1 protein-coding gene is annotated in these 1,405 nt (G+C 59.7%); it reads left to right on the top strand.

Features of this window, described 5'->3' with window-relative positions; all coding sequences use genetic code 11:
- The first annotated feature begins 34 nt into the window (after positions 1–34).
- The gene (locus AC244_RS34735; protein WP_082367355.1) at positions 35–1,249 is read left to right on the top strand and encodes an IS701 family transposase; all 1,215 of its coding nucleotides are present in this window, start codon (positions 35–37) and stop codon (positions 1,247–1,249) included.
- The last annotated feature ends 156 nt before the right edge of the window (positions 1,250–1,405 follow it).

Raw genomic sequence — 1,405 nt, 5'->3', positions numbered from 1 at the left:
CATATTTATCTATGATCTGAATCTATGGGTCTCCATGATTCGGAGGTCATGGATGGCAGGTGCATCAATCGAGACGACGCTTGAGCTTTGGGCATCATCGTTGCGCGACGTGAAGGCTCGCATGCGCGGACTGTTTACGCAGGAGCGAGTTGCAGCATCTGCGAACCTTTTCCTGGACGGCTTGCTGGGTGACGAGCGGCGTAAGACAGGTTGGATGCGTGCTGAGGCGGCCGGTGATCCCGGCCCGTGGCGGCAACAAGCCATTCTGGGGCGCGGGCGCTGGGACGCGGACGCACTTCGCGACATCGTGCGAGAGTATGTCGTAGAAAACCTCGCCACGGATGATGCGGTCCTGGTCATCGACGAGACGGGCTTCCTCAAGCAGGGCAAGACGTCGTGCGGTGTTGCACGTCAATATACAGGTTCGGCAGGCAAGATAACGAACTGCCAGATCGGTGTGTTCGCCGCCTATGTGTCCGTTCGCGGTCATGCCTTTATCGATCGAGCCCTGTACTTGCCCAAGAGCTGGACTGGCGATCCGGCAAGGCTTGCAGCAACTCATGTTCCTCAGGCTACAGCCTTCGCTACCAAGCCAGGCCTGGCTGTCGATATGATACGGCGGGCGCTGGCAGCCGATGTGCCGTTTTCATGGGTGGCTGCAGATGCGGTCTATGGCGTCGGGGACATTGAGGGGACCCTGCGTCGAGCCTGCAAAGGCTACGTTCTTGGGGTTAAATCGGACCACCATTTCGGCTCGTGGTCGGGAAAGCCTCCGGTCGCCGGCACAGCGCAGGAGATCGCCCGTGATCTCGATCCAAGTGCATGGCAACGTCTTTCCGCCGGTGAGGGCACCAAAGGCGCGCGGCTTCATGACTGGGCCTACTGCGAACTCGCCGATCTCGATGCCGACGAATACAACGAAAAGAAATCGGGGCTTTGGACCCGTGGCCTCCTGATCCGGCGCAATATCAGCGACGGTGATCTCGCATTCTTCACCACATGGTGCCCGGCCGGGACGGACATCCAGACGCTCGTTTCCGTTGAAGGCCATCGCTGGGCGATCGAAGACAGCTTCGAGACCGCCAAGAACGAGCTCGGACTCGATCACAACGAAACCCGGTCATGGCATGGCTGGCATCGCCACGTCTCCCTCGTCATGCTTGCCTTCGCCATGATGGCGGTGATCCGGTACCGCGCCAATGACGCGACGCCCCCAAAAAGACCGCGGATGCCGACCATCAGGATTTGATCCGCTGGTCTGTCCAGGAAGTCCGGCGCATCGCCATCAGGCTTGCTCAGCGTCGCATAAGCCCCGCTTACGTCATCGCATGGTCATGCTGGAGACGCGCCCATCAGGCGGCCGCTCGACGAGCTCATCTCAAAACTAGAATGCAACTGTAATGCT

It is taken from the genome of Ensifer adhaerens (assembly GCF_001270265.1).
GTDB lineage: Bacteria > Pseudomonadota > Alphaproteobacteria > Rhizobiales > Rhizobiaceae > Ensifer > Ensifer adhaerens_B.
This window is presented reverse-complemented; position numbering and strand designations above follow the sequence as displayed.

Coding starts and splice junctions, on each gene's coding strand:
- AC244_RS34735 (WP_082367355.1), top strand. CDS start 35: ATGATTCGGAGGTCATGGATGGCAGGTGCATCAATCGAGACGACGCTT.